General features: G+C 71.1%; 5 protein-coding genes. All 5 read left to right on the forward strand.

The genetic code is table 11. The features are described from left to right. Window positions 1-166 precede the first annotated feature (166 nt). The 5 genes from FNH05_RS30190 to ku all read left to right on the forward strand — a co-directional run bounded on the left by FNH05_RS30190 (window position 167) and on the right by ku (window position 5,610). Window positions 167-1,552: an ammonium transporter gene (locus tag FNH05_RS30190; RefSeq protein WP_186382812.1), complete on the forward strand. Its 1,386-nt coding sequence runs from the start codon at window positions 167-169 to the stop codon at window positions 1,550-1,552. Further along, window positions 1,549-1,887 (forward strand): P-II family nitrogen regulator, encoded by a 339-nt coding sequence (locus FNH05_RS30195; RefSeq protein WP_144592253.1) that lies wholly within the window; start codon window positions 1,549-1,551, stop codon window positions 1,885-1,887. Before FNH05_RS30190 ends, FNH05_RS30195 begins: the two co-directional genes overlap by 4 nt. 9 nt (window positions 1,888-1,896) lie before the next feature. After that, complete coding sequence (locus FNH05_RS30200; protein WP_144592256.1) at window positions 1,897-4,212, forward strand: [protein-PII] uridylyltransferase; 2,316 nt, start codon at window positions 1,897-1,899, stop codon at window positions 4,210-4,212. A gap of 77 nt (window positions 4,213-4,289) precedes the next feature. Next, window positions 4,290-4,655, forward strand: coding sequence for a hypothetical protein (locus FNH05_RS30205; protein ID WP_246128019.1), 366 nt, complete (start codon window positions 4,290-4,292; stop codon window positions 4,653-4,655). 37 nt (window positions 4,656-4,692) lie between these two features. After that, window positions 4,693-5,610: a non-homologous end joining protein Ku gene (gene ku, locus FNH05_RS30210; RefSeq protein WP_144592254.1), complete on the forward strand. Its 918-nt coding sequence runs from the start codon at window positions 4,693-4,695 to the stop codon at window positions 5,608-5,610. Window positions 5,611-5,828 lie beyond the last annotated feature (218 nt).

Raw genomic sequence — 5,828 nt, forward strand, 5'->3', positions numbered from 1 at the left:
GTATCTGACAGCGACGTTTCGTGAATGTGGCCCGGTGGCGGCGTGACCGGAAACACGCTCGTAACAACCCGGGGACCACAGTTCACTTCGGTGAAACGCGGCACGCGGCCCGGTGAAACACCCCGAATAAAAACTCGCGTCAATACCTCGTAACCGGGAGGACGATGTGCTGAACGCGGGAGACACCGCATGGGTGCTGGCCAGCGCCGCGCTGGTCATGCTCATGACACCAGGGTTGGCGTTCTTCTATGGCGGCATGGTTCGCGTGAAGAGCGTGCTCAACATGCTCATGATGAACTTCATCTGCTTGGCGATCGTGTCCGTGCTGTGGGTGCTCTACGGCTTCGGTGAGTCCTTCAGTTCCGACGCCTTCGGCGGCCTGATCGGCAACTTCCACAACGCCGGCTTCGCCGACACCTGGGGCAAGCTCGCGGGGTACGCGGTCGCGGCGACCGACTCCTCACCCGCCGTGGCCTGGCCCGGCAACGACGCGATCCCGGTGCTCGCGTTCGCGATGTTCCAGCTGATGTTCGCGATCATCACCCCCGCGCTGATCTCCGGTGCCATCGCCGACCGCGTCAAGTTCTGGGGCTGGTCGCTGTTCGTGGTCCTGTGGGTCACCATCGTCTACTTCCCGGTCGCGCACTGGGTGTTCTCCTTCGACGGCTTCATGGGTGCCGACTCGGCGGGCGGGTGGATCGCCAGCAAGCTCAAGGCGCTCGACTTCGCCGGTGGCACCGCGGTGCACATCAACGCCGGTGCCGCGGGCCTCGCGCTGGCGATCGTGCTCGGCAAGCGCAAGGGCTGGCCGAAGGACACCGGCCGCCCGCACAACGTGCCGTTCGTGCTGCTGGGCGCCGCCCTGCTGTGGTTCGGCTGGTACGGCTTCAACGCCGGTTCCGCGCTGACCGCGGGCGACCTCGCCGGTGTCGCCTTCACCAACACCACCGTCGCCACCGCGGCCGCCGTCCTCGGCTGGCTGCTCGTCGAGCAGATCAGGTTCGGCAAGCCCACCACCCTCGGCGCGGCCTCCGGCGCGGTCGCCGGCCTCGTCGCGATCACCCCGGCCTGCGGTTTCGTCACCCCGCTCGGTTCGATCGCCATCGGCGTCATCGCCGGTGCGGTCTGCGCGCTGGCCGTCGGCCTGAAGTACAAGCTGGGCTTCGACGACTCGCTCGACGTGGTCGGCGTCCACCTCGTCGGCGGCATCATCGGCACCCTGCTGATCGGGTTCTTCGGCACCACCAAGGTCAACTCCGCGGGCGCGGACGGCCTGTTCTACGGCGGCGGCTTCGCCCAGCTGGGCAAGCAGGCGGTGGCGGCCTTCACGGTGCTGGCCTTCTCCTTCGTGATCACCCTGATCATCGGGTTCGTCCTCAAGAAGGCCGGTGCCTTCCGGGTCAGTGAGGAGGACGAGGTTTCGGGCATCGACGAGGCGCAGCACGCGGAGAGCGCCTACGACTTCGGCGGTTCCCTGCTCGGTGGCCACGGCCCCGGCACCCCGGTTTCCCTGGCGCCGAAGAACGTGACCCTGGAAGGAAGCAAGGCATGAAGCTGATCACCGCGATCGTCAAGCCGTTCACCCTGGACGACATTCGTGCCGCACTCGAGCAGCTGGGCGCGCTGGGCATGACCGTCAGCGAGGTCCAGGGCTACGGCCGCCAGAAGGGTCACACCGAGGTCTACCGGGGCGCCGAGTACGCCGTGGACTTCGTGGCCAAGCTCCGGGTCGAGGTCGTCACCGACGACACCACCGTGGAGAAGGTCATCGAGGCGATCGTCAACGCCGCCCACACCGGCAAGATCGGTGACGGCAAGGTGTGGGTGACCCCGGTGGAGACCGTGGTCAGGGTGCGCACCGGCGAGCGCGGAACGGACGCGCTGTAGGCGATGGCACTGGCTCTAGGGGGGGAACTCGTCAAGGCGGCCAACCTGCTGCTGGAGGGCCGTCACGGGCGGCTCGGCGCGGCGGCGCTGCGGGCCGCGCTGGTCGACCTGTACGAGTTCTGGCTGAACAAGGCCGCCACGGCGGCCGGCGTCGACACCGCTGAACCCGGTGTCGCGCTGGTCGCCGTCGGCGGGCTCGGACGGCGCGAAACGGTGCCGTTCTCCGATCTCGACCTGGTCCTGGTGCACAACCAGAACCCCCGCGTCGGCGAAATCGCCGACGCGCTGTGGTACCCGCTGTGGGACGCGCGGATCGGCCTCGACCACTCCGTGCGCACCCCGGCCGAGGCCCTGCGGGTGGCGTCGGAGGATCTGCGGACCGCCATGGGCCTGCTCGACGCGCGTTACCTGGCCGGGGATTCCGGGCTGGCGGAGCGCCTGGCGAGCGCGGCCAGGGACCAGTGGCGGCGCACCGCCCGCAAACGCCTGCCCGAACTGGTCGAAGCCACCCGCAAGCGCTGGCAGCTCTCCGGTGAGATCGCGCAGTCGGCGGAGCCCGACCTCAAGCACGGCAAGGGCGGGCTGCGCGACCTCGGTGTGCTGCGGGCGCTGGCCGCGGCACAGCTCATCGACCGGCCGGGCGAGGAGCTGGTGGCGGCCAGGGAACTCCTGCTGGACGTGCGCACCGAGCTGCGCCGGGAGCTGCGCCGCAACCGGGACATCCTGGGCGCCGCGGACGCCGAGCTGGTGGCCGCCGAACTCGGTTTCGGCGACCGGTTCGCGCTGGCCCGCAAGCTCGCCGGGGCGGGGCGCGCGGTCGGCTACGCCGTGGACGTGGCGCTGCGGTCCACTTCGGACGTCCCGAAGAGCCGGTTCGGGCGGCGCCCGAACCGCACCCCGCTGGACGAGGGTGTGGTGCTGCACGGCAACGAGGTGGCGCTGGCGCGGGACGCCGTGCCCGCCAAGGATCCCGCTCTGCTGTTGCGGGTCGCCGCCGCGTCGGCCCGCACCGGGGTCCCGATCTCCCACGGCACCCTGCGCACGCTCGCGGATTCCGCGCCGGAGCTGCGGACCCCGTGGCCCCGGGACGCGCAGGACGCGCTCACCGAAATGCTCGGCGCGGGCGAGGGGCTCATCGACGCGGTGGAGGCACTGGACCGGACCGGGCTGTGGGCCCGGCTGTTCCCCGAATGGGGGGCGATCCGGGATCTGCCGCCGCGCTCGCCGGTGCACGCCTGGACGGTGGACCGGCATCTGGTCCAGACCTGTGTCGCCGCGGCCAAGCTCACCACCACGGTGTCGCGGCCCGACCTGCTGCTGCTCGGCGCGCTGCTGCACGACATCGGCAAGGGCAGGGAGGCCGATCACTCCGAACTGGGGGCGGCGATCTCGCTGCAGGTGGCCCGGCGGATCGGGCTGCCGGAGTCCGATGCCGCCACGGTTTCGGCCATGGTGCGGCACCACCTGCTGCTGGCCCACACCGCCACGCGGCGCGACACCGAAGAGCCGACCACGATCAACCGGGTGGTCAAGACGGTCGACAACGACGTGGTGCTGCTGGAACTGCTGCACGCGCTGACCGAGGCCGATTCGGTGGCGACCGGTCCGGGCATGTGGACCGGCTGGAAGGCCGGACTGATCGACACCCTGGTTTCGCGCTGTCGCCAGGTGATGCAGGGCAAGGGATTCCTGCCGCCCGAGCCGCTGGAGGAAAGCCACCGCGAGCTGATCGCCGCGGCGGTGCGCTCCGGCCGGGGCGAGGCGCTGATCACCTCCGACGGGAACATGGCCACGGTGGTGCTGGCGGTGCCCGCGAACAGGGAACTGCTCGCGCCCGCGGCCGGTGTGCTCGCCCTGCATTCGCTGGAAGTGCACACGGCGATGCTGCGCAGCCACGGCGAGGGCAGGGCGGGCATCTTCACCGCCTCGCCGAAGTTCGGGTCGCTGCCGGACAGTGCCTTGCTGCGTGAGCAGTTCGGCCGCGCGGTGGCGGGAAGGCTGGTCCTGGAAGAGAAGCTGGCGGCCAAGGAACGGGACTACCAGCTGCCGATCCGTTCGGTGGCCAGGCCGAAGGTGCTGTGGTTCGACGACGAGACCGCCGGTTCCACCACGGTGGTGCTGGAACTGCGTGCCACCGACCGGATCGCGCTGCTGTACCGGGTCGCGGACGCCCTGCAGTCGTGCGGGGCCGTGGTGCGGTGGGCGAGGGTGGCGACCCTCGGCGCGGCGGTGGTCGACTCGTTCGCCGTCGCCCCGGCGAGCGGGAAGCTGGACCAGGCGTGGCGGTCGCGCGTGGAACAGGCGGTGCTGGCCGCCGCCGCCTGAGCCGCGCGACACCCATCCGGGGGGTGTCCGGCCGCGCGCGTGTGTCGTGGCGGGCCCGGTCGTCCCCCGGTGGCAGGATGACCGCCATGCCGGAGATCGAGCCGACCCTCCTGCCCGTGACGGTGGCCTCGTCCCACCTCCGCGCCTGCGCCGCCGAAATCGACGGCGCGGGGGGAACCGAGGCCGGGGATCTCATCCCCCTCCTCGGCGACCTCGTGACCGCCCAGCGTTCGCTGTCCCGTGCGCTGATCCGGCTGTCCGACCGGGTCGAAGGCGCGCGCCACGGCGTTCTCGCCGCCGCCCCCTCGCCTGAGATCGATGCGCTCGGCGAGGTCCTCCGTGCGGCGGCGGGCGCCTTCGGCTATTCGGCCGACGCGCTCGCCGAGAGCGCGCCGCTGGCCCGGGTGCTGGTGGAATTCGCCGGGCCCGACACCCGTTTGTAGCTATTCGCACACCTGTGCTGGTCGATACCATTTCAGGATGCGGAGTGTTTGGAAAGGCACCATCGGTTTCGGCGGTTACGCCATCGCGGTGCGGGCCTACAGCGCCACCGAGGACCGTCGCGGCCCGTTGCACCAGGTGCACACCGCCGACGGCGGCCGCATCCGGTACCAGCGGGTCTGCGAGGTCTGCGGTCCGGGCGAGGAGGAGGTGCCCGCCGAAGAGGTCGGCAAGGGCTACGCGCTGCCCGGCGGCGACGTGGTCGTGCTGACCGAGGAAGAACTCGCCTCCCTGCCGCTGCCCACCGCGAGCTCCATGGAGATCCTCGGTTTCGTGCCGCCTGCCCGGATCGACCCCCGGTACCTGATCAGGACCTACTACCTCGAACCCGAGGTGGCTTCCACCAAGCCCTACGTCCTGCTGAGCGAGGCCCTGCAGCAGGCGGAGAAGGCCGCGCTGGTGAAGGTGGCCATCCGGCAGCGCGAAACCCTCGGCGCGCTGCGCGTGCGCGACCAGGTGATCATGCTGGACACCCTGCGGCGGCACGATGAGGTGCGCATCCCCGACTTCCCCTTCCTGCACGAGGAGGTCGACCTGCACCTGGCGCAGGTGCGGGAAGCCGCCCGACTGATCGAGAACCTCGCCGGGGATTTCGATCCGGCCCGCCTCGGCGACGAGAGCACCGCGGCGCTGACGGCGCTGATCGAGGCGAAGGTCGAGGGGCACGAAGTGGTCCGGCCCACCGCCTCGGCGCAGGACGAGGGGGTGGAGAAGCTGCTCGCGGCGCTGCAGGAGGGGGCGCACGCGCGCACCGGCGACGGCCAGGACGGCGAGGCTCAGGACACGCCCGAAGCGGTGCGGAAGGCGAAGGCGGCCGAGGACAAGGCGGCCGGGGCGGCATCGAGCGCCGCGAAGGCCGTCGCCAGGGCGCACACCGCCCCGAAGTCCCGTCGTTGACCAGGGCCGGAAAAATCCGAAGCAGCCGCGTCACACACCGGCACCCGGGTCGTTTCACCCGTGCCGGCAGGCCGGAGCGAGGCCGCCCGAGTAGATCTACCTACGCCTACCCGGGTGTCTTCACGCTGCCTCCCGCACCCCCTCACCGGGCAGGCTGACTCCTGCCGTCACCGCAGGCGTTCCCGCCCGGTACTGGGGGTCCGGCGGGGCCGCGCGGC

Origin of the sequence: Amycolatopsis rhizosphaerae (assembly GCF_007713715.1) — a bacterium.
In the GTDB taxonomy this organism is placed as follows: Bacteria; Actinomycetota; Actinomycetes; order Mycobacteriales; family Pseudonocardiaceae; genus Amycolatopsis_E; species Amycolatopsis_E rhizosphaerae.